This window comes from Solidesulfovibrio alcoholivorans DSM 5433 (assembly GCF_000702665.1).
Taxonomy (GTDB): domain Bacteria; phylum Desulfobacterota; class Desulfovibrionia; order Desulfovibrionales; family Desulfovibrionaceae; genus Solidesulfovibrio; species Solidesulfovibrio alcoholivorans.
Genome location: NZ_JNJA01000007.1, coordinates 1 through 21,937, shown reverse-complemented (window position 1 = coordinate 21,937; position 21,937 = coordinate 1). Strand labels below are relative to the sequence as shown.

Here is a 21,937-nt window from a genome sequence, read left to right as displayed (position 1 = left end):
TCCGGGTGGGCAGGCCAAGGGGGGGGCGAGCACGGATGCAATCTCAAGCTTTAGCGACAGAAGATGATATTGCACTTTTGAGAAGTTTAATAAAGCATGGCCGTACTGACATAGTCACTGGGCCTGAAGAGATTTCTATAGAGGATGCCAACTTTGCATATTTTATTCTTGAGGGGCTTGTTTTGAGTCCAACTGACTTGTTTCAAGTGCTGCAATGCAGGCGAAGTCTGGGAAAAATGAATTATAGATTTATCGTCGATGCGTTAACGATGTAGAAGAATATCCTTGTGGCACGTGTTATGTGTAAAGAATCTAGTGTAGGTTGATGTTTTCTAAGATTTTGACCCAGGGGGAACCTCAAGACCCCGGCGATTGAAAAAGCCCAACCTCAGATTTCCCCAGGGAGGGGTTTGGGCTGTTCGCTGAGAGAAAAACTATGTCATTACTGATAGTTGAAAAGTTCCAGTTTGCTGGAACTTTTGATTTTCAGATGATGGCCGGCTGGATGACTTTTTAGAACTAAAACACGCGTGTTCAATGGCAGGATCCTGCGATTTGTCAGCCCGGATTGGTGGCTATCGTAACTGAAATTGGCCTGCACCTAGTCCAGAAGCATAGTAGTTTAGTGTTTTCGATGTTAATACTTTGCAATGATAATTTTTTTCCAAATTCCATTTCCTTTCGCTATTAGCTCACCCTGCTCCAGTGAGTCTGGACAATGTTTTATGAAAATGTGATATTAGAATGATACTGGGTGACACTGATTTCTTGGCCCAGGAGGAGGCGCAAGTGAGGGTGTTGGTGGTCGATGATGAAGTCGCGAGCCAGATAGTTATGAAAAGTATTTTGAATAGTCATTGCTGTGTAGATGTTGCGTCTAATGGCTCAGAAGCCGTTGAGTTCTTCGTCCAGTCGTTGAATGACAAAAGACCCTATGATCTGATTTTCATGGATATTATAATGCCTGAAATGGATGGACAAGAAGCGCTTAGAAATATTCGCAGAATAGAAAAAGAAAACAAAATAGACAAACTAAAAGAGACTGCCGTTGTGATGCTTACGATTCTCGATGACCCTAAGAGTGTGGTCGAAGCTTACCATTCCGGTGGAGCTACATTTTATTTGACAAAGCCAGCCACAAGGCAAGTTATTGAGGAGGTAGTTAACGACCTAGGAAGTGCTAACAAGTTTAAGCTTGTGTTGTAGAAGATGTAGGATGGGTTGGGAATTGGACTGGACAGAGCCCTATGGAAATCGGACATTAGGTGTAGGATGCGATTCCCTGGGATTTTGGCCCGGGGGAAGCCCAACCAGGGGGACGATTGGAAAAAATCCAGGACAGGCCCGGTAAAGAGCAGGGGAGGGGGGGGACGGAGAAAAGACCAATTCCCAAAACTCCTAAAGTAAGGGCTGGAGCTGTTTGCTGAGAGAAAAACTAGGAAAATATAGGTAGTTGGAAAGTCCAGTTTACTGGAACTTTTGATTTTCAGCTGATGGCCAACTGGAAGGCATTTCGGAGCAAAATCACCCATGTCCAATGGCAGGATCCTGCCATTTTTCCGTCCTGTTCCGTGCTATTGTCCCGTAAAACGCTCCGTTTCAGTGCAGGGGGGGTGATTAGGGCTGTACAGCATATATATCTGTTCAAAATAATGCAATTTTTCTAAATACGAGTTTTCTTTCGTTTTTGACTGGACTGAAAAGCACTTATTGGGCGAGTCCCAAAGTATCACAAGATTTAAGCATTTCTCTCTGGTGGAGTAGTTCTTGGATCTTTATGAGCCTATCGAAAATTTTAGGCAATATGGTGTCTATCCCTGAGTTTACAAACTCAGTGTAAATATGTTCAACAAAGTTTATGTCTAAATAAAAAATCTTGAGCAGCTTTTTCCTGCTATACATATTCAGGAAACTTTCGATCTCTTCAAAGTTGATTGCTAACAATTCAGAATAATACATGACGAGTAGAACCTTTCGTTCAAAAGAGGACGGATATGTTTCGCCGAGAATGCCGTTTGATATAAATCTAAGATCTTTGTAGGGCATATTTTTTCTGAGGGTTGGGGGGTGAGCTCAAATGTCTTTCAGATAATATGAACTCACCCCAGTTGATCTTGGCCAAAGCTTCTACTGACGATATGCACTAACGGATCAGACAGTAGGTTGATATGCTTAAATATTATTTTCCATCATTATTTCCCTAGTGCAAGTGACTTCTTGCCGGCAGGAAGAGCAGACGCACTAGAACCACCGTCCGACTTCATCTCATCAATGAGTCGCTTTAGGACCTGTGCCTGAGTGGCCAACTCACCGACTGCCTGTGCCGATTGTCTCATTCCATCGGAGGTTTCCATGGAAACCCTGTTGACGTCTTCAATGCTTCGGTTGATCTCTTCGCTAGTTGCGGATTGTTGTTCGGAAGCTGTTGCGATAGCCCGCACTTGATCCGTAGTTAAATCAACAAGCGTGACAATTTCATTGAGAGAATCACCTGCTTTTGTCGCTAGAATCGTAACCGAACTGATCCTTTTTACTGCTAAATCAACGTTTCCAATGTTTTTATTGGCTTCGTTCTGGATGCCCCTGATCGCATCGCCTACTTCCTTCGTCGCGGTCATGGTCTTCTCTGCCAATTTCCGAACTTCATCAGCTACTACGGCAAATCCTCGTCCTGCATCACCTGCCCGAGCAGCTTCAATCGCTGCATTGAGGGCAAGAAGGTTTGTCTGGTCAGCAATATCTGAAATAACATTAAGAACTTGCCCAATTTCTAGAGCTCGTTTTCCAAGTAAAGTCATATCGTTTTTCAATTCAAGAGCTGTAGATTCTACTTCAGCAATACCTGTGACAACTTCAGTCACCACAGTAGATCCATCTTGTGCTTGATGTTTAGCTTGGTCTGCGGTTTCTGCCGCCTGAGAAGCATTCTTCGCTACTTCCATAACCGTAGCGTTCATTTGTTCCATGGCAGTCGCAGTTTCTGCTACTCGTTGTGACTGAATTTCAGCCCCTTGAGTCGATTGTTCTATCTGTGCCGATAACTCTTCTGATGCAGAGCTAACAATTTCTACGACACTTTCTATAGAGTTAGCAGCTGCAGTCATGCCTTCAGCTTTTGCATGTTCAGCAAGTGCTTTTGCTTCTTCAGCTTCTTTCATAGCAACATTGGCGTGCTTGGACTCTTCTTCAGCTTTTTGGCTATTTGCTTCTGCTTCCGCAATTTTAGATTTTAAGTTTGAAATCATCACGTTTAAAGATGATTTTAAGCTCCCGAGTTCGTGTGAAAACTTTTCGTTAATATTGGCGTCAAAGTTTCCGTCCGATACTTCTTTTGCGTAAAAAATTAGATGGTTAATGGGGTGAGTTATCGAGCGCGCAAGTAAGTATGCGGCTGATAATGACAAGATTAGTGTAAAACCAACGCCACAGAAAACTCGTATTAAGGCAGAAGATATTTCATCCTGAATCTTTAAAAGATTTGCAGCAATGGAAGCCATTTCCTTCGTTCTTACCGCGTTTAACGAGTCGACAACTCTCGTTATTGTGGATAAGAATTCTTTGCTATTTATTCCAAAGTTCCCGTCGTTCGCTTTGGTCAAGACTGTGTTGAATGTTTTGTTTGTGTCAGTCCAGGCTTGTGACTTTTTGCTTTCGTCGAGCAGAGTGTTGGCCTGTGAACTCAAAGCCATAGCCTTTGAATCAAGATTTGCATCAATGTTGGACTTAAACGTTATGAGGCGAGTAAGCATGTCTTCGTTTATTGGTTTGTCTAAAGTGAGTATCCCAGAGAGAGTGGCTCTGAGTTTTCCAGCGTTTTCCTTGGCAGTTTCTAGTATTATGATTGTTGTTAATGCTTTTCCGAATCCTCGTGTAGTTTTTGAGTTTGCAATAGCAGTTTCAGTTGCCATTAACGTCGCAATTATTTGTCCGTAAGCATCAAAAATTTCTTTTGTCGAGCCTTTTGAGTCAGCTCGGTTTCGAATTTTATCAATCTCTGATATTGCTTGAGATGTTGAGTTTTTTATACTTTCGCTGACTTTCGCGGTTTTTAATTCATTAATCACAGGTGAAATTTGGCTAGTCGAAGATTTTCTCTGGTTGGCCATATCGTCTTGAGAACCACCGGAGAGATACATCGACGTACGCCCTCGTTCTTTTTGTAACTCGTGTACCAAGTCGGATACTGCCACAAAAAGCTTTGTATTAAGCGCCATATCGTCTATAACACGAGATTCATCAATGCTGATTTTTGTATAGACAAAACTGATTGCTAAGAATGCGATGAGTGGGATCGCTACGAGAACGATTAACTTGCTGGAAATCTTCATAACAAAAAATCCTTTTAGGAGCGTACTGTATTGATCTGAGATTAGAGCCACAGTCTGGTAATTTTTTACCACAATTTTGGGACCGAGGGCAAGTAATATCTATAATTAATTAATGCGAAAGAACTAGTCAAATTTGGCATAAGTTAAATTTAACATAAGTGCCAACAGCACTTTTCCCAAACTTTCCCCTTGACCTCCCCGGCCAGAAATCGTACTTACCCACCTCGCCAACGACGAGCCAACAAGCGCTAACGGGTTGGTCCCCGAAAAAATCTGGGAAACGGAAAATTTGGGGTTGACTTGGGGAAGAGTTCTGAGTAGATATACCCTTCCCTGATTTTGAATCTAGGAGCGTAGCTCAGGGGGAGAGCACTTGCTTGACACGCCAAAAGCGTGACCTAACCCCCTAAAATCCTTCCAAAAGCCCCTATCACAAAGTGATCCTGTTGGCGCGGTGCCACGGGATCTTCTTCTATTTGTCGTGCTATTTTCGAACGTTTGGCGCGACTGTGGCGGATGCTGCCAACTGGTCCGATTTCGTTGATTCTGCGGGCATTCTCAGCTATCCAGATACCAACGGCGCAGTCCTTGGACAAATACGAAAGTAACCGGGTTTTTGAACCTGGTCCAGGGTATAGTCGCAGAACTCTCCATCCGCACGGTCAATTTTTACATGTTTCTTAATGCAATAGCTAATAATACCTTACGGTAAATGACGAGCTTAAAAAAGGTGAACCTCCGGTGTAGGGAAGTTCACCAAATTAAATTGACTGAATATGATGTTGAATAGAAGGTATAAGTAATATAAGTGTGTATTGGACATGAAATTTTTAACATACAAAAAACTATAAATGTATTGGTCCATTATGGGAGCTGGTATGCGAACTGAAAGCGTAAGGAGATTGCAGAGGGTGCCGTTGCGTGAAGTTTGGGAACGTGAAGCATCAGATTTTACACAGTGGCTAGAGGCTAACATTGATGTACTGAATGATGTTTTAGATATTAACTTGATAAATGCTGAAAGAGAAAAATCTGCGGGTGATTTTAGTATTGATTTAGTTGCAGAAGATGAAGAAAATAATATTGTTATTATTGAAAACCAACTAGAAAAGAGCGATCATAAGCATTTAGGTCAAATTATCACATATCTTACTTCACTGAAGGCTTCTAAGGCTATATGGATCGTGCCAGAGGCGCGTCCTGAACATGTTCAGGCCATAGCTTGGTTGAATCAATTTTCTGACGTTGGATTTTATATTATAAAAATTGAAGCTGTAAAAATAGATGAATCCTTACCAGCGCCATTACTGACGCTGATCATCGGCCCATCTTTAGACAGTAAGTTGGTCGGAGAAACAAAACAAAATATTTCTGAGCGCCATTTGTTAAGAAAAAAATGGTGGACAGATCTTATTGATGAAGCAAATGGTAAATATGATACAATTGCAAATTTAACACCTACTGTAAATGGATGGTTGGGATTTAGGTCTGGGGTTAGAGGTGCTAGTTTTAATTTTGTAGTCATGAAACATGAATGTCGTGTAGAACTTTATATTGATAGGGGATTGGAAAGAGGTAATGAAAACAATGCAATATTTGATAAGTTGTATGAAAATAAGAATGATATTGAAAGGGAATTTGGTTCTGAATTAGGATGGGAAAGGTTAGATGCAAAAAGAGCATGTCGTATTCAATTTACTCGAAGAGATGGTGGTTACCGTTCGCCTGAGGATCAGTGGGCACAACTACAAGAGGCTACTTTGAAGGATATGGAGCAATTTGGACGCGCGATTCAGGTTTACTTAAATGCCATTCATATTTAAAGAGAAAAATTGTTTTACTCGTACATTTGTTCGAATAGGTTTATCTTGACCAAAGTATCCGCACCGAGCATTTTACATATAGATTGATCAGTTTCGGACAAACCGCTGCTTAAGATAAAATCCTTTTGCCGTTTTATAAAATCTATATTTCCATCGAATTCATCAATTGTAAAAAGTGACGCATAAGTTAAGTAAACTTCAAGGTAAAACTTTTTACATAGAGAGTTGCAACAGTATTTTCCCTTGGGCCAAATAAATGCGTTTCATCCCATTTGCATTTCTTTAGCATGGCTTGCCTCTTTAAGATTAAGCTCTTTGACAAAAGAAAGACGAGGAGTCGCATAAAGATTCCTCGTCTTTCCATATAATAGTTATTCAATTAGTCTTTAATGTCGTCAAGAGATATATCTGCTAATATTGCACTACAACGTTCCAATGTTGCCTTTTCTTCTTCCTTCATCTTGTCAATGTTAGTAATAAAGTATGCCATGGAATATTTGCATTTTACTGGAAGATAATGTTTTTTATAACAGTCTTTATGTAAAACCATACCTTCTTCACCTTTTTTCAGGCGCATATTAAATCCACACCAAGCACATTTTTTCATCGGCATAATGATACTCACTTGTTTTAAAAGATTGATAAAATAAGAAAGACGAGGAATCTTCTGCTACAAGGTTCCTCGTCCTTCTGCCTTAAGCCACTTCCAATGCTGGTAACATATTTACTGCGCGTTCTTTTTCTCCCTCCATGTAGTGGTAATAGGTGTCCGCAGTAAGCTTAACAGTACTATGCCCCATAAGCTTTGATACTGCTGCTAAATCAGCTCCTTTATTAAGTAACGTAGTCGCAAACAAGTGCCGAAGGTCATACATCCGTGTAGGATAGGTGATCCCGGCACGTTTGCATGCATTCTTAAAGGATTTACGGATGGTTGTAAGTTTACGTCCTTGGTATTCAATGACATAGCCAGAGATAGAAAGTTTTTGCTCCTCCTTTAAACGGTTTAAGAATTCATGGTTTATTGGAACTATTCTATATGATTTCGTTTTACTAGCATAAATCTTAATAGTGCTAGATTCAAAATCAATGTGTTCCCATCTTAAGGATAGAAGTTCAGATTCACCAGGACGAGTTCCAAGATTAAAACAAACCTCCATTGCCCAACGTAAATGTGGTTCAGCACAGGTCATAATCTTCTTCGCATCGACCAAGGTTAATCGTAAGTCCCACGGTTGAACCTTCGGTTTCTTCCAGTTCTTTAAAGGATTAACACTGGTGAGACCATTAGCGATGCCGAAATTGAAGATAAAGCTCAAGTAGTCACAGTATTTATTAACAGTATACTGCGATCTTGATTTTCCTGTGCTACCACTGATTCCTTGAAAATGTAGAATGAACGGCACCATGTCTTGTTGATAGGTTAAAGTATCAACGTGTTTATCTCCAATAACAGGGATAAATTGGTTTTCCAGCAAACGTTCGATGTTGCGAATGTGCTTCTCTGTTCTCCCTGAAGCACGCATGTGATCCAAATACTTTTTTCCAAGTTCTCCTAACGTTATCGTATTCCTTTTGCTAAGCGTTTCTGTAACAACAAGGTCATCTGACATTTGTTGAAAATTGATCGAACTAATCACGCTATCAGCTTCGGGTACAGGTAAACCATGCTCAATTGCATCTTGAACAGCACGATCAAATGCTTGAGCTTTAACCTGTCCTAATTCTCCACGACCAAAAGATTTATCATGTCTTTTGCCGTTAACATGCCAATAGACCATCCAGCGACTATCACGTTGATAGATACCCATAAATACCTCTTCTGAATCAGGTTGATTTTGGAGTTAATAGCAGAAGATAAATACAGAATAGAAAATGTTCAAAGAAAGGGGATGGAAGTCCCCTTGCTAAAAGTTTAAATTGATTTCATGAGTATTTTTTCTACTTCCTCCTCTTGGATACCAAGGTAAGTACGAGTAATAGATGGTGAATGGTGTGCAAGTCTTCGACTTATCAACTCCCAACTTGAACCATAACGGATTCTTTGCTGGAAACACCAAGTTTTTCTTAAAGTGTGCGATCCCGCATGAATATGTAAGTGAATAGCATTACACCATTCCTTTACATATTTAGTTACAGCGTGTACTGAAAGCGGCGCATTTGACCCTTTTCGACTCTTAAATAGAAAGTCGTCATCTTTTGCATCGACAGTTTTAAGATAACTGTCTAAGGCATACTTAATTTCCTTATTCATCATGAAAACGTTTGATTTACCTGTCTTCTTCTCCTTGACAGTTATACGATCACCCACGTTCGCATACCTAACTTGACCAATTGTGATCCCTAAAATATCAGAAGCACGCAAAGCACTATTGATTCCTAGGGTAAAGAGTAAAAGGTTCCGTGGTTGACTACTTAAGAGCTTTTTTATGCTCTTAATGTCTTTCATGTCTCGAATCGGCTCAACTTGCATAAAAGACCTCCAATTTTTCATTTCCTTTTAGGAGTGTATAAAACGTACTTTCAAAACGTTGGAAAATTGCCCTCTCCAAAATGAGTCGCAATATCTGTTTGATATTCTTTGACTTGTTCTTGGAGTGGGCCTGAATGTCCGTTTATAGTATATTTCGGACAATGACGATTTGAAGTACTACTCCTATTTGTAATATTATATCTATTATTATTTGTCTAAAATGAAGCATTGCTAGTGAATAGAACTATATATGAGTTCGTTTAAATATACTTGTACTACAGTTGAAAATTCCAGGTCCCTGAACTTTTAAAATGATGTATAAGTAAAGAGAATGAGTTAAAAAGAAGAAATGCCATGCAGACGAATCCACATGACATTTCAGCTGGAGTGTTATGGGATAAGCTTGGTCAAGATGATCTTACCATCGAGAACTTCGACGTTGAACTGATCACCTTCTTCAATTTTAAGATCACCAAGGTCCTGTACCTTCATGTTGATTTTCAAGAAACCGAATTGATTAATTCTCGGCCTCTTAGAATCCTTAAGGTAAAGTCCTTTAACTTCATAAAGTTGACGATCAATTTGTATTAATTTTGCAATATGCTGCTTTAATGTCTGACGCGTCTTTAGTTGTAAACGTATCATTATTTCAGCAGCATTAAGACCATCCTTGACCATCTGGCGAAGTACTTGCGGATCGAACTTCGATTCCGTCTTTTTCTTCGTCTTCCTATCCTGAACGTCAGTTGTATTACCATCTTTCGCTCCCATAACAGCTCCTTTTGCATAAAAATGTTACTTTAAGTAATATATCTATCTAAAAGGACTAGTAATGCTAGATATTACATAGAATTAGCTAAAATCGCATGAAATATCCAGAAATTTCAGGTCCAAAACCTGGTCAAAAAGACCACCTCCGCCGGAGACGCTGTAGGAGCCCGATTCCGGGGTTTTTGCTGCTCTCTGGACCCAGGGCTCGGGACAAGACCCAAACGCGCAGGAGAAGGGATTTTACAGGGGGTGTTCCTGGTTCGGCATGAGTTCTGGACCAGGGGGTAGGGGAGAGTGGCGACATCTTTTGCCGTTCAAAAAGAAAAAGGTCCTCAACGAGTGAAGACCTTTATTAAGGATCAACTTTGCATTTACAGAGTCATGATCTACCCGAATTGTTTCAGATAGACCATCACTCTTAAGAGTAGAAAGGAACCGTCGCCAGTCCTAGCCCTCTGTTGCAACCGTACAAGTAGTTTTCCCACATACGGCTACGTCAATTGGTATTCGATGTATCAGTAAAATCTAGTAAATTTAAGTAGTTTTTAATGATGCTGTACTACTAAGAAACAGCATGGTTATGTTTTTATAGGGGCAATATTTTCTATAGATCATTTCAAATTTTAATTTACCTGATACATCGAATACCAATCGATAGTTTCTTACAAACTTCAGTCACCCAATGGAAGTCAAGCTCTTTCCTCCATAAGAATCTTTCCATAAGGGTTTCCTTTGGTCAATTTTAATCCACTGAATCAATCCCGCGTCTAATCGCATCTATATATTTTGAAATCATGATTACACTTGAAATATCATGATTTAAAAACTTCAGTTTGCCATGAACCTCGTTTAATATATGGGCCACCACGACTTCTGTATATTTAATACATACGGGCTAGTTTCACGTCTCAACCTCTCCCTTGTCTGAATTACTTCATAACAAGTTGGTCATTCTTGGGGAGATTAGTTTCGAGGAGAACGGCCAACTATCTCATAGTATCCCAAGTAATGTTTATTTTTTGACTTGATGGCTTTTCAAGATAAGACATCTCCTAGGTCAGTAATCCTAGGACAGGATTTAAAATCTACAAAGCGCCCATGGCGTTTAGTAAATTACAAAGTTTCTTTTCTATAGTTAATTTGCCATGTATTAATATCTTTAACAAATAGTGTGTTCTAATAGATAAAATTCCCAAATGGGTTATTAGATAATGGCTATAGAGGGATGGTTTTAAGCGATCTAATAGAGATAATTTGTTTATTTAAAAAATAATATTATATTATTATAATATTTTATCTTTTTATATCTAAAGAGTCTATTAACTTTTTGTATCTATATAGAGTACTTTTGCTTAGTTCTGTCAATTCTGAAAGCTTACTGATTTTAACTTGAATTCCATTGGTCACAAGGAAATTCATAGCGTTAGTAATTTTTTCTTCTGTTTTGTCTATCCTGGTGTCGTGTGTGTAATAAGCTCCAAGCTGCTGGTTCGATTTTATTTCTTCCAGGTGTTCTGGTGAACCCTTCTCTGTATAAGTCATTTCAAGCTTCATGACTCCTTTGTCTTTGGTATAATTACTAAAATTTGGATCATTTCTGTGGTTCCAAGTCCAAGTAGAGATTGATCTAGCTATGGAATTAATTTCTGTCTGGGGGAATGAATGATCCTTTTTTATCCAGGAGAGATGCTTGTCGTAAAAATTTTGACAAAGCATATGGACTGCGCCGTTAAAGTCATCAAATAAATTAAATCCTTTTACGATTAAGTATGCTTCTTTTCGACAGGAGTCGAACATCGTCATGTGTCGGCTATTAGGATCAATTTCTAAAGTTTCTGTTTTGACGGGTAGGAAAGGACAAAATTCATTTAAGTAGTCCAAGTCGTATGTTCCGTCATGCCAAGAAACTTTCCATTTAGATCTACTACCATCAAGATCTTTATAAAGTGGATTCTTGGTGTTGAATCCTGCGTAGCCTCTGTCTCCGTCCATCCGTATCCTTAAACCTTCGCGGACATTGTTGTAATATCTGATTGCTTTGTAACTAAAGCGGCTTTCTCTGCCTCTTATGTGAAGAAGTACAGGTGTAGTAAGTTCATAGTGTAAAGTCGAGTGAGAATTTTCATTATTAATAATCGTTATAGTTGGCTTTGGTAAATACTCGTCCTCCCAAACTAGTGCCGATCCTTCATAGTCAAGGTCAAAGCTCATGTAGTAACGGCGATGGTTTGGAAGCTCGATGTAGGATGCGATATCGATAATATCTTCTTTGTTTCCAAAGAAGTTTATGACCTTATCGTTGCCCCATCTTGGAACGTCTGACAAGTAGCTAAAGAACCTTTGGGCAGGAGGAGGTAGGTTTTCTAGCATTTTCAGCGCAGTTCATTTCGTTTGGATAAGTTATCTATGGCAGTAATGGTTTTCGCTTTTGAGCAAAAGTGTCAATTCCAAAGTGCATTTTGGTTGTCGACTAAGACTAGAGAGGAACCATATAGCGTGCAGAATAAATATTTTTTTGATATGTTTGTTGTCTATGGAGTTAGCTTAGTGATCTTGGTTTTTTATGTTGTTATTGAAGTTTTTCGTAGACAATTATCTGCTGCTGGTTTTTTAAAGATATAATAATTTAAGCTGCTGCCAATTTAAATTGTTACGGATAAGGACAGTATTAGTATCCTATTAGAATCCCGGGGCGGTTGCTCCTAACGGGCCTGTGGCTAGTGCCCGGTCGGCCCCATGAACCATCCCCTTGGTCACTGCCCCAAATGTCCAGGTCCCTGGACTTTTTGGGGGATGTATGAGCAAAAATACCGCCCAATTTAATCATGGGCGTTCCCTTGATCATGGGCAGGGATAATCTAACCCAATAGCACTAAGGATTATCGTCTTGGTCAATTATATCTGTAAAAAATTTTCAGGTTTAAAAAAGACCAAGGCTTGACTATAAGAAGCTATTTGGACTATTTTGAGGATAGAAACCAATTGATGTGTTGTTTGTGATCAAGTACGTTTAAAAATTGTATTCAAATACTCAGTTGTGCCGTTATCATCGCTTTCTTCAAATCTAGGTACAATAGAAGCATTTTCCGATGAGATAAAATTTTCTAACCACCAAAAGTATATCGAATTTGAAAATGTCCTGTAGCTTGAGTCTTTAATGATATCGTCTAAGTCTATGCCAACAACTTCATCAATGAACCATACAAAGTCTTTGTATAACGGATGTTTTAGATAGTAATTTTTTTGTTTATTTCCTTTCTTGTCGAACGGTCTAAAGCAAATATCTACATCTTTTCCTTTTACATTGTCATAAAATACACATCGTCCAGCTTTCGTCCATTGAGCATGAGAAGAACAATCAGAAGACCATGCATGCAAACCTCTTAATTCTTTAGAACTACCTATTTTAAAAGCATGGATATTGACTCCTGCATTATAAATCTTTTTAACAGTTGGTCGGAAGTTATACTTATTTATTGCATTTGATCCAATAGCGACAATAGGATATCTGTCTTTTGTTTCACAGTAATAGTTTATAATGTCATCTTCGAGTAAATGGATCACAGGGACAGGATAAGGAAATATCCCTTCATTTTCAAGAATACGTTGATTTTCGCCGTTCTTACTACAAAAATCACTTCTCTCTATCTCGTCAAAATCTTCGTCATAGCTAAAATAAAACTCAAAGAGCTTCCCGTATTCTTTTAAGAACTTCGCATAGTCATAAACAGTATGGGTTATTTTTTCAGGGTTGTTATACTTTGACCAAACACCAGAATCTAAGATGATAGAATTTATATTGTCTGAAAAATCATTTATAATACGAATTGTTTCATTATCATTCAATCCAAAAGAACGCAAAACATTTACTTTTACATCAGGCGCATATTCCCTGATAAGCTCAAAACTTTTATAGCTTAGGGATGATTGGTAGATTCTCATCTAGTTGCTCGCCTTGATTTTTATTTCTGATATTGGTGTAACTTCAGGGTCGTCAAATTTATCCCACTTTTTAGCCCAATAATCCATTAAGTCTTTGGTTGTATAATGTAAGACCTCTAACATGGATACAAATCTTTCAGGACTATGGTCTGGAACGTAATCATCTGAAAATATATCTTCCATCATATCGGTAAGCTTAAGACATGTTTCTTCTAGTTGGTTGTAAGATGGAGAGAGATCGATATCTATTGTGTTTGTTGTTGGGTTGAAGGTGATGTTTTGCATAGGATCATTATCTTTCTTTTTAAGAAAACATAATTCTAGTGCTGCATAGAGTGGTGTCCCTCTTTTGACAACTTTCTCAACTTTTTCTATGTCTTTGCCTGATACTATCCCTTTTTGCTTTGTAATTTGTTCTAGCATATTATTGGCGACAGATATATTTGAACTTGCAAATTTAATTTTATTTACCCCCAATTTTATTTTTTGGATAAAATCTTCAGAGGTGTCTTCGTATTCGCTGTCATATACATATCCGCCAGCATATAAAATTTCTAGGATAGGGTTGTCTGATTTAATATCAGGGATCACTCTTGTTAGCTCTACTAACAACTCAATTCCTAAGAAGCAAAAGTTTTCTACATAAGGAATCTTGGCTACTTTCATTAAATCATAATGTCTTGCTTTACTCGTTTTTGTCTTAAATAACTTGTCAATCAGTTTGATGCGTTCATTCTCTGCGTCAATTGATTTGCTGTAAAATTTTTTAATTTCTTTGAGCGCATTGTTTATTATAATAAGGAGCTTTCCAGTTTGTATGTCTAAGAATGCCTTAGTTGCTTTGTCATAGTTGGACATTTTAATTATATTTATTTCAAAAGAATTTTTCAACTTGACAATTTCGTCCAGAGCTTTGCTAGAATCAATTTGAGTATTTTCAAAGTCAATAGTTTGTTGAAGTACTTTTGTTACTATGTCTATGTCAAGAGGATGTTCCTGAAGTTTTTTGTATATGTATGACTTTATGTCTTCATTTTGAAAAGTCTCAATAACTTTGCTGAAGATAATATCATAATCTTTGGTGGCCATGTCCATATCCTTTAGTGTGCCTGGTAGTCACTAAGGTGTTTTGTTTAAATACAATTAAGAAAATTGCTAACAATATTTTATTTGTGAAGTTAAATTAGAGACTCCATTGAGACATATTCTTTGCATGAACAGCTATAAAAACTGCCAGTGGCGGCGCTGTTGACATGGGAGAATCCATTTCACTACCCAAGGACCAGGGGTAGCCCTGCTTTTTGCTAACCAACTGGCCCGGTATCGGTCAATCGCTGTTCATGTTAAACCGGCGTTACCGATGCGGTCTCATGCGGAGAGTGGCCAGGTATTACCCCGAAAATTGAGTGACCTGGGATGTTCAGGTACGGATTGTTTACCGGAGAAGGTCCAGGATCGGGGAAGGACCAGGTAGGCGAAAGTGTTAGTGGCAAATGCTCGAGGGTGACAGCTAGCGCGGGTAAAAGTTCCAGAAGTAGTGTTATCCTGCTTAATTTATAGTATTATTTTACGATCTGCCGTCGTTCATGCTGGAAGGGAAGATACGTTATTTTCCTGGTTCTACCACTTTACCCTCGATTTCAGGTATGTGGTGCTCAAAAATCCGGGGTTAGACTTTTTTGTTTCCCACTTGTCGGTATTTTTTATCTCGTTTTCGACATATTTTCACCACTTTTTGTTTTTAAGCTGAAGGTCGTGAGTTTTCGCAACGAGTTTCGGGACAGAACTTTTCTAGCAGATAATATCCTTATTTTACACGTAAAGATAGTCTTTTAGCGAGGTTGATTACTCCCTGCAAAAGCTTCAGTTCCACCGCCGGCATCTCTTGCACCGTTTCGATCACTTGCCCCCGGATCAGTTCGGCTTCCTGGTCAGGTTCTTCGACTGCCAGAAGTTGTGACACCGTGACGCCAAAACCCTGGGAAAGTCGCTCTAAGCTTTGAAGCGTCGGATTCCCGTCACCACGCTCGATCTCTCCAACATGCTGGACGGAAACTTTGGCCTGCTCGGCCAAATTTTCCTGGGTCCAACCGCGTAGTTTTCTTAGGGACTTTATCCGATTCCCTAGCTGTTTTTCCAAACTTTCCATGGAGTTACCTCACCGTATTTTCTTTACGGGGAGGTTCTCATCAAGAAAAGCAGTCAGGGTATAGTTTTTGAAATCAAACTTTTACGTCGGTAAAGATTTCTGTCCCAGGAAATGACGTCAGTTTAGCTTTATCGTCTGGTACAGTTTTTGATTGATATCATGCTAATCATCAGAAGGTGTTATATTTTTGACAAACAATGAATTTTCTAACTAGCTAATGTCACTGACAATAAACCATAATTTGATGGCGTCAAATGTCGCACGGAACCTGGGGAATCACTACCAGGAACTCAGTGTTTCGACGCGGCGACTGTCGTCTGGCCTGAGGATCGGTACCGCCGCCGATGACGCAGCAGGGCTGGCCGTTCGAGAACTCATGCGGTCGGATGTTTCTACCCTGAATCAGGGAATCAGGAATGCTAACGATGCCATCTCCATGATTCAAACTGCAGATGGGGCTTTAGAGGTTATCGATGAAAAGCTGATCCGTATGAAAGAGTTATCAGAACAAGCATCGACAGGTACTTATACATCTGATCAAAGAATAATTATCGATTCAGAATTTCAAGCTATGGCAAGTGAAATTCAGAGGATTGCTAGTGCTACAGAATTTAATGGCATAAAGTTGCTAGATGGAAGTTCAGTTTTTGGAGTGCAAGGTGTAAAGCCTCTAAGTGAAAGATTTAAGGATAGACTATGGGCGCATTGGGAGTTTGACAACAATACTTTAGATTCTTCTGGCAATGGATTTAATGGTGTTAATCATGATGTCAGTTATGCGCAGGGAGAATATAATGAAGCAGGATATTTTGATGGCTCTACGTCTTATGTAGAAGTCCCATCATTTGACATGAATTCAACAGAATTGACAATATCTGTTTGGGTAAATTTAAAAAGTCCCGGTACTAGTTCTGAAAAAGCCAGGCAAATTTTATCAACAAGTGAAGGTGACAATGGGATGCAGTTGGAAATTTGGGGAGACACGGGGAAGATAATGTTTGATGCAACAAATAGAGCTGATTCTCGTCTGACTTCTTCAGCGGGAGCTATAGATTTTAATAAATGGCACCTGATTACAGCTACTGTAAATGGCAATAATTCGTCAATATTCGTTGACAACGTGCTTGTGGGGTCAAGGACAATATCTGGATCTATTACTTTGAGTGGTGTCCGTTTAAATATTGGAAAAGATGATCCTAGGTGGGATCAAAATTGGCATGGGTATTTGGATGATTTTAGAATATATTCACGTGGCTTTTCGCAAGGAGAAATACAAGAGCAGCTTGATGCAGTTGATCATGAGGATGGTTTTTCTTCGCTAATACAATTTGGAAAAAATGATAATATTAATGAAAGTTCCTATTATGTAAATATCAATTCGGCAACGCTAAGTAGCTTTAATTTGGCTGGCGTGAATATAAAAACTCAAAATGATGCGCAAAAATCACTTGTTGCATTAGACAAAGCTATGGTTAAAAAAGATAATATTCGTGCTAATCTTGGTGCTGTGCAAAATAGACTTGAAAATACAATTTCTAATCTTCAAATACAATCAGAAAATTTGCAAGGAGCTGAATCACAAATTTCAGATACTGATGTAGCTGAAGAAATGACAAACTTCGTAAAACAGCAAATACTAAGTCAGGCTGCTACTGCAATGCTTACGCAAGCTAATTCTATACCTAAAATAGCTTTGCAGATTATAACTGGATAGTGCCGTATATTTAAAAATATTTTAAATCTCATTCAGGTACATAAGGTTTTTAGAATGTATATTAATTCAAAATGACGCGTGGCGAAATCATCGTAAAATCGTATAGAATTACCGCGTGAAATTAGGAGATACATTGTCGTACTTTGCCGTTAAATCTTATTATACTTGTCAGTTTAGTTTTTTCGCAAGTATCTTCTTATCAACACCGCTTACAAGTATATAGTAATAGCGCTTATATTTTATAATCGAACATAGAGGATCGACAATATTTCTATCATAACTAAAAGCACTACTAAGAGTTTCGAAAACCTCCCCGTTAGCCATTTTGATTATGGTCCCTGTTTGTATGCCATCTTTCTCTTTAAATATATTGAGACACTGACTATACTTAATATTGTCGTCTGTATATCCAGTAGAAGATAAGAACATCCCTAACATGATTATGCCGGAAGTGATAAATTTAGTTTTCATTATCAACATCCTGTGATTTGTCGTAATCTTGTAAAATACCGTCTAGTTTTGATCGAAAATTATTACATAGTACTACTCCAACTTCAGAGTAAGATCGTGCTAGCTCTCCATAGATTTCAACTGAAGTTGTATCCATAATCTTAAAGAGCTCGTGAATTGGCCTAAAGCTCACTAGTATTTGATCCTTTAACGATAAAAGGTCTTTGTTATCTGACATGATCTATCCTTTTGCTTGAAATGGTTGTAGATACATTCAAACTTAAGGATACCCTGGAGTAGGGGAGACGGTCACGGTCCCATGGGACTGGTGCGGATACTGTCACGGAGAAAACAGGACGTTGGGCCGGAGCGGGTTTCCCCTGCGATTTCCCCGGTGGGGAGTAGAAGGGGACCCGTCCAAGAGAAACGGACCAGGAAGGGGCCCTAGGACGCGAAATAGCGGGGTGTCCGGGTCGCTGGGCCAACTGCCGTTCCCAAAAATCCCATCCCCCAAATTCGGTAGGAATTTTTAACAGGAAATTCTCTTCGTAATTATTGACACCATTTTCGGACAAGCGCTATATCGGCAGTAAATCTACCAAGGAGTACTTTTTATGATCGATAAGAAGCTTTTGTCTGAAGCTAAAGATATCGCTAAAGATCAGATGCGTCATGGAAAAATCCATTACTCTGATTTTGAGAAAGCTACTAAAGCTATTTATGATGATTTGTTGCAAATGGAAAATATGGCATCCTTCGATGTTAGTTCTATAGAAACTGAAGCGCCTCAGGTCGCGCTTCCTGTTGCTCCAGCATCCAAATTTAAACATGAAAAAGTCGCTGGTAAAGTTCGTTGTGCTGAATGTGGTAATACGTTCAAGTCTTTGTCAGCAAATCATTTGAATAGCCATGGTATTACTCGTGAGGAGTACATGGTCAAGTATGCTCTCACTGATAAGGATATGCAAGGAGATATCGAACGTAAAGTTAAAACGGGTGATGATAATGCTCTTACTATAATGAGTTATATCATGAAAGAGTATGATCTTAAACGAGCAGAGGCCAAACCTTTTGTGCAGCAGTATGGATTTGGCGACATTAAAGGGTTGATGGCACAAGCAAAAGAAAAGAATGTTTCTGCTCTTGATCTCTTGAAAGAAAAAGCTCCTACTCCTAAGAAAAATGAGAAGTAGGGGCTTGATATAATATGAAGTGAACTGGCCCACGTCAGTCATTAAATCAGTGGTTGGCGTGGGTTTCAGTAATTTTAAGCTATTTAAAACTGCCTCTCTGCTTCTATTTAAAAGTATTGTAAAATACTAGGACATTTTATGATCACTACGTCCTACTTCGCACGAGAAAAAGATATTGCGAATCCTGTTTGTATTGCTCAAGTTAAACCTGCTTGGAGTAAATCAAGGGAATATAAAAAACTTGCTCCTCCATGGGCTTTGGTGGATCGCTACAAAAGAGAACTTGTAGCTCCGCAACAATATACTCAGGAATTCACGTTCGTAGTTTTGTCTCTATTAAATCCTGTAGAAGTAATGAACGAGATTGTATCTTTATTTGGAGAGGATGCAGCTTTACTTTGCTATGAGAAAGCAGGTGATTTTTGTCACCGAAGGATCGTTGCTGCATGGTTGGAGAAGGGGACCGGTGTAGTTGTTCCTGAGCTGAAGTTTTAGAAGGTAGTGTAAAAACTTAAGAGTGGTATAGAGATAGTTGTGAAATTGTCCATGTTGTCCTGTGATAAGGGGCGGGTTTTGTTCGGTTTTTTATTGTATTGAATTTGCAAAAAATTAAATTAAAAAAATCAGCTAATCAGCTCAAGCACTCTCGCAAGATCAAGGTTATGAACTGAGGTCAAAGTATTAGCATCTTGACTCGATTGCTGAATACCCTCAACCAAAGAAGAGGCTTCTTCATAGGAAATTTCCGTTTGAGATCCAAGACGTGTGCCCTTGGATGATATCTGCACCACATCAGAAGTATTCTGTTTTTGCTCAGCTAGTTGTCGTTTTCTTTCCTCAATGCGAGTTCTAATGTCAGTCAATGAACTTTGTGCGCTGCTGAGAGGGGAAATATTCATTGCCTAAGCCTCCTTTATTAAAGTTATCCGCTAATAAGTTGCATTGCCATTTTAGGCAATGAGTTGGCTTGTGAAAGCATTGCAACAGCAGACTGTGTCAATATTTGCTCACGCACAAACTCTGTCATTTCATTCGCAACATCAACATCAGAAATTTGTGATTCTGAAGACATTAGGTTTTCTGCTTGAATCTGTAAGTTGGAAATTGTATTTTCAAGACGGTTTTGTACGGCTCCTAGATTTGCCCGAACCTTGTCCTTCATGACAATCGCATTACTTATTGAATCCAAAGCGGATTGTGCGTCATCTTGAGATTGAATAGAATTACCAGCCCAAGTATACCTTGAATTAAACCAGGTCGTGCTAGAGTTTACCGCTGCAAGAAATTCTGAATCATGGTTATTATAAACAGAGGCTGGTTCTGTAGGTAAAGCTGGATCAGGCGCATAATTTTCTGCTCCTATCTTAGCAGCTGCAGCGTTAGCCCACATGTAATTCAATTCTTGTTTTTGGCTTCCAGTAAGCGTATTATAATCAGCATATGTGGTAACGCCAACGTATTTTGAATTTGGATCACTATAATAATCTTTAGTAGCAGCTTGAACATTCCAAGTATCATAAATTGTATCGAACGATGTCGAATCTGTCGGCACAGAATAGGTAGATATTTCATTAGCTAAATAATTAGGCCAATTACTTATAAGATTATTATAATCGTCTACTGTTATTGTATCTCCAACATAACCACTGAGTGATGACTCAAGATTTTCCTTGAATTTACTCTTGAGCCTTGAAAGTGACTCATTAAGAGTCGAGTTGTTCCCTAGTCCGAGCGCTTCCGATGTCATTTCTTCGATCTGAATATAATAATAGTCTTCAGCAGAACTGTTCCCTGTGCCAAAATGTACTTTTAACTTTCCAGATGGATTAAGACCAAATCCCTCATGAATCGATGAAGATAAATTCCCATTCAATAAATATATACCATTAAAATCTGTTGCGGCAGCAATCCTTGTTATTTCAGAAGCCATCGCCTGATATTCAGAATCAATTATAATACGCTGATCAGATGTATAAGTTCCTGTCGCAGCTTGCTCTGCCAGCTCTTTCATGCGTATCAGCTTTTCATCTATTACTTGCATTGCGCCATCAGCTGTTTGGATCAGCGACACAGCATCATTCGCATTTCTTATGCCTTGATTCATCGTCGCGACATCAGATCGCATTAGTTCTCTAATTGCAAGTCCAGCAGCATCATCTGCAGCACTATTTATTCTTAAACCTGATGAGAGTCTTTGTGTTGATGTAGCCAGAGCCCCATAATGATTATCAAGATTTCTTGAAGCATTAAGAGCCATAATGTTGTGGTTGATTACTAAGCTCATAATAAGTACCTTAATTAGAATTTGTATGACAACACAACATGCTAGAGAGGAGACCCCTGACACAGAAAAAAGCGACGAGGCAATCGTTGCCTTGGTTACGAGCGGAAAATCAAAAAACATTCCAAAACGATGGGCATGAGCCTTGAAAATATTTCCCGATTTTCAACACAATGATTTTATTTGAAATTTGGTGTAAACAAAATTCTATACACACTTATGAAACCTTATTTCTGACTTGTTTTGTCAGAATTCCGGAAAATTTTTCTCCCCAACGCCGTCAGCAATATGACAGCTAATACTGGTGCAGACGATGTCGTCCAATGTGTAATGGCTTGATTAAGCGCATCTTTTAAGGTGTGCCAAAAACGCGACAAGCCGTGTTTATACTGCGGGAGGAAGTCGACTTCGACTTGACGGGTAGGACAGACGAAAAGATAGGGTGATCTGTGGGCAATCAAGCTAAGCGGCAGAGGCTGGGCGATTGCTGAATTTTTAAGCAGTTTTCTCTTTAAAATCAGTCAAATAGCTACTGCTAAACCCCGGAGTTCGTGATTAACTTACTGAATTAATTGATTATTATAATTCTCCCATCCTCCCCAAAGTCCTTTTTTCTCCTCCCCAGAGTAAAAACCCCTTGACCTGCCCGTGCCAAATCCGTACTTACCCCGAGCCAACGACGCGCCAACGAAGCCAACGGTTTTGGCCCCCAACTTTTTCTTGGGAACGGAAATTTTGGGGTTGACTTCGGGACGAGTTTGGGGCATTTAGCCTGTTCCCTGATTCTGTTTATAGGACCGTAGCTCAGGGGGA

17 protein-coding genes and 3 pseudogenes are annotated in these 21,937 nt (G+C 39.1%); 7 read left to right on the top strand and 13 right to left on the bottom strand.

The features are described from left to right. Positions 1 to 35: 35 nt before the first annotated feature. Positions 36 to 275 carry a hypothetical protein gene (locus tag Q368_RS25730; RefSeq protein ID WP_156955724.1) on the top strand — a complete coding sequence of 80 codons (240 nt, stop codon included), beginning with the start codon at positions 36 to 38 and terminating at the stop codon, positions 273 to 275. 514 nt (positions 276 to 789) lie between these two features. Beyond that, on the top strand, positions 790 to 1,206 hold the full coding sequence (locus tag Q368_RS0113350; protein WP_029459560.1) for a response regulator: 417 nt from the start codon (positions 790 to 792) through the stop codon (positions 1,204 to 1,206). Between the two features lie 986 nt (positions 1,207 to 2,192). On the opposite strand, the gene Q368_RS24615 is transcribed toward Q368_RS0113350, so the two are convergent. After that, complete coding sequence (locus Q368_RS24615) at positions 2,193 to 4,328, bottom strand: methyl-accepting chemotaxis protein (RefSeq protein ID WP_084158779.1); 2,136 nt, start codon at positions 4,326 to 4,328, stop codon at positions 2,193 to 2,195. Positions 4,329 to 5,239: 911 nt separating this feature from the next. Here Q368_RS24615 and Q368_RS24610 point away from each other — a divergent pair. Then, positions 5,240 to 6,151 carry a DUF4268 domain-containing protein gene (locus Q368_RS24610; RefSeq protein WP_211249777.1) on the top strand — a complete coding sequence of 304 codons (912 nt, stop codon included), beginning with the start codon at positions 5,240 to 5,242 and terminating at the stop codon, positions 6,149 to 6,151. Positions 6,152 to 6,530: 379 nt separating this feature from the next. Here the strand turns inward: Q368_RS24610 and Q368_RS25725 are convergent, their stop codons facing one another. From Q368_RS25725 to Q368_RS0113330, 8 genes are all read right to left on the bottom strand, one after another. Further along, complete coding sequence (locus Q368_RS25725; RefSeq protein ID WP_156955722.1) at positions 6,531 to 6,764, bottom strand: hypothetical protein; 234 nt, start codon at positions 6,762 to 6,764, stop codon at positions 6,531 to 6,533. Positions 6,765 to 6,846: 82 nt separating this feature from the next. After that, positions 6,847 to 7,962: a tyrosine-type recombinase/integrase gene (locus tag Q368_RS23175; RefSeq protein WP_043785946.1), complete on the bottom strand. Its 1,116-nt coding sequence runs from the start codon at positions 7,960 to 7,962 to the stop codon at positions 6,847 to 6,849. Positions 7,963 to 8,066: 104 nt separating this feature from the next. Continuing rightward, entirely contained in the window at positions 8,067 to 8,624 is a 558-nt protein-coding gene (locus Q368_RS23915; protein WP_052360164.1) for a tyrosine-type recombinase/integrase, read from the bottom strand. Between the two features lie 390 nt (positions 8,625 to 9,014). Further along, positions 9,015 to 9,395: a hypothetical protein gene (locus Q368_RS0113335; RefSeq protein WP_029459557.1), complete on the bottom strand. Its 381-nt coding sequence runs from the start codon at positions 9,393 to 9,395 to the stop codon at positions 9,015 to 9,017. 1,293 nt (positions 9,396 to 10,688) lie between these two features. Beyond that, positions 10,689 to 11,765, bottom strand: coding sequence for a replication initiation protein (locus Q368_RS23170; RefSeq protein WP_043785942.1), 1,077 nt, complete (start codon positions 11,763 to 11,765; stop codon positions 10,689 to 10,691). A gap of 630 nt (positions 11,766 to 12,395) precedes the next feature. After that, positions 12,396 to 13,337 carry a hypothetical protein gene (locus tag Q368_RS25720; RefSeq protein WP_156955721.1) on the bottom strand — a complete coding sequence of 314 codons (942 nt, stop codon included), beginning with the start codon at positions 13,335 to 13,337 and terminating at the stop codon, positions 12,396 to 12,398. Then, entirely contained in the window at positions 13,338 to 14,426 is a 1,089-nt protein-coding gene (locus Q368_RS25715; RefSeq protein WP_156955720.1) for a hypothetical protein, read from the bottom strand. It lies immediately after the preceding gene. A gap of 718 nt (positions 14,427 to 15,144) precedes the next feature. Beyond that, positions 15,145 to 15,486, bottom strand: coding sequence for a helix-turn-helix domain-containing protein (locus Q368_RS0113330; protein ID WP_084158777.1), 342 nt, complete (start codon positions 15,484 to 15,486; stop codon positions 15,145 to 15,147). 217 nt (positions 15,487 to 15,703) lie between these two features. On the opposite strand from Q368_RS0113330, the pseudogene Q368_RS27035 reads away from it, so the two are divergent. Both Q368_RS27035 and Q368_RS27420 read left to right on the top strand, forming a co-directional pair. Then, positions 15,704 to 16,126 (top strand): annotated as a pseudogene (locus Q368_RS27035) (flagellin N-terminal helical domain-containing protein); the annotation flags it as partial. Between the two features lie 12 nt (positions 16,127 to 16,138). Then, positions 16,139 to 17,200, top strand: coding sequence for a LamG domain-containing protein (locus tag Q368_RS27420; RefSeq protein WP_425423681.1), 1,062 nt, complete (start codon positions 16,139 to 16,141; stop codon positions 17,198 to 17,200). Positions 17,201 to 17,368: 168 nt separating this feature from the next. Here the strand turns inward: Q368_RS27420 and Q368_RS24595 are convergent, their stop codons facing one another. Further along, the gene (locus Q368_RS24595) at positions 17,369 to 17,671 is read right to left on the bottom strand and encodes a hypothetical protein (RefSeq protein ID WP_084158776.1); all 303 of its coding nucleotides are present in this window, start codon (positions 17,669 to 17,671) and stop codon (positions 17,369 to 17,371) included. Positions 17,672 to 18,264: 593 nt separating this feature from the next. On the opposite strand from Q368_RS24595, the gene Q368_RS24585 reads away from it, so the two are divergent. Further along, complete coding sequence (locus Q368_RS24585; RefSeq protein WP_084158774.1) at positions 18,265 to 18,843, top strand: MucR family transcriptional regulator; 579 nt, start codon at positions 18,265 to 18,267, stop codon at positions 18,841 to 18,843. Positions 18,844 to 18,981: 138 nt separating this feature from the next. After that, a complete protein-coding gene (locus Q368_RS25705) occupies positions 18,982 to 19,338 on the top strand; it encodes a DUF488 family protein, N3 subclade (RefSeq protein WP_156955718.1) in 357 nt (118 codons plus the stop codon). Between the two features lie 128 nt (positions 19,339 to 19,466). Here Q368_RS25705 and Q368_RS25700 read toward each other — a convergent pair whose 3' ends face one another. From Q368_RS25700 to Q368_RS24575, 3 genes and pseudogenes are all read right to left on the bottom strand, one after another. Then, positions 19,467 to 19,742: a hypothetical protein gene (locus tag Q368_RS25700; protein WP_156955717.1), complete on the bottom strand. Its 276-nt coding sequence runs from the start codon at positions 19,740 to 19,742 to the stop codon at positions 19,467 to 19,469. A gap of 23 nt (positions 19,743 to 19,765) precedes the next feature. Further along, positions 19,766 to 20,074, bottom strand: a pseudogene (locus Q368_RS24580) (flagellin); the annotation flags it as partial. Positions 20,075 to 20,562: 488 nt separating this feature from the next. After that, positions 20,563 to 21,127, bottom strand: a pseudogene (locus tag Q368_RS24575) (flagellin N-terminal helical domain-containing protein); the annotation flags it as partial. Positions 21,128 to 21,937: the final 810 nt, after the last annotated feature.

What these genes read in the sequence shown, in the direction of transcription:
- Q368_RS24615 (WP_084158779.1), bottom strand. Translation starts at nt 4,328, where the DNA reads ATGAAGATTTCCAGCAAGTTAATCGTTCTCGTAGCGATCCCACTCATC.
- Q368_RS0113330 (WP_084158777.1), bottom strand. Translation starts at nt 15,486, where the DNA reads ATGGAAAGTTTGGAAAAACAGCTAGGGAATCGGATAAAGTCCCTAAGA.
- Q368_RS23175 (WP_043785946.1), bottom strand. Translation starts at nt 7,962, where the DNA reads ATGGGTATCTATCAACGTGATAGTCGCTGGATGGTCTATTGGCATGTT.
- Q368_RS25725 (WP_156955722.1), bottom strand. Translation starts at nt 6,764, where the DNA reads ATGCCGATGAAAAAATGTGCTTGGTGTGGATTTAATATGCGCCTGAAA.
- Q368_RS23915 (WP_052360164.1), bottom strand. Translation starts at nt 8,624, where the DNA reads ATGCAAGTTGAGCCGATTCGAGACATGAAAGACATTAAGAGCATAAAA.
- Q368_RS25705 (WP_156955718.1), top strand. Translation starts at nt 18,982, where the DNA reads ATGATCACTACGTCCTACTTCGCACGAGAAAAAGATATTGCGAATCCT.
- Q368_RS25720 (WP_156955721.1), bottom strand. Translation starts at nt 13,337, where the DNA reads ATGAGAATCTACCAATCATCCCTAAGCTATAAAAGTTTTGAGCTTATC.
- Q368_RS25700 (WP_156955717.1), bottom strand. Translation starts at nt 19,742, where the DNA reads ATGAATATTTCCCCTCTCAGCAGCGCACAAAGTTCATTGACTGACATT.
- Q368_RS24585 (WP_084158774.1), top strand. Translation starts at nt 18,265, where the DNA reads ATGATCGATAAGAAGCTTTTGTCTGAAGCTAAAGATATCGCTAAAGAT.
- Q368_RS0113335 (WP_029459557.1), bottom strand. Translation starts at nt 9,395, where the DNA reads ATGGGAGCGAAAGATGGTAATACAACTGACGTTCAGGATAGGAAGACG.
- Q368_RS25715 (WP_156955720.1), bottom strand. Translation starts at nt 14,426, where the DNA reads ATGGCCACCAAAGATTATGATATTATCTTCAGCAAAGTTATTGAGACT.
- Q368_RS23170 (WP_043785942.1), bottom strand. Translation starts at nt 11,765, where the DNA reads ATGCTAGAAAACCTACCTCCTCCTGCCCAAAGGTTCTTTAGCTACTTG.
- Q368_RS24595 (WP_084158776.1), bottom strand. Translation starts at nt 17,671, where the DNA reads ATGAAAACTAAATTTATCACTTCCGGCATAATCATGTTAGGGATGTTC.
- Q368_RS25730 (WP_156955724.1), top strand. Translation starts at nt 36, where the DNA reads ATGCAATCTCAAGCTTTAGCGACAGAAGATGATATTGCACTTTTGAGA.